Annotated in this window: 1 pseudogene; it reads right to left on the bottom strand. The window is 32.8% G+C overall.

The annotated features are described in order from the left end of the window. A pseudogene (locus tag RTW80_RS30995) lies at window positions 1–141 on the bottom strand (sel1 repeat family protein); the annotation flags it as partial. Window positions 142–232: the final 91 nt, after the last annotated feature.

Here is a 232-nt window from a genome sequence, read left to right as displayed (position 1 = left end):
AAGACTGCCCGGTGAGCTTAAATAATCAAAGGCATAATTCACCATGGCTTTATCACGCAACGTCGTTTTCTTGGGTTGGCTAATACAGGTAATTGCTGCAACTATAAAAATTGCGAATATATACATTAATTTTTTATTCATGTGTGAATGCTTCGATTTTCTTTTTATTTTGAAAGCGTCAAGTTTATACTCATCAATAATAAAAAAGTAGTCAGTTAATGCACTTAAGGGA

Origin of the sequence: Escherichia sp. AM3 (genome assembly GCF_032029835.1) — a bacterium.
Taxonomy (GTDB): Bacteria; Pseudomonadota; Gammaproteobacteria; order Enterobacterales; family Enterobacteriaceae; genus Escherichia; species Escherichia coli.
This window is presented reverse-complemented; position numbering and strand designations above follow the sequence as displayed.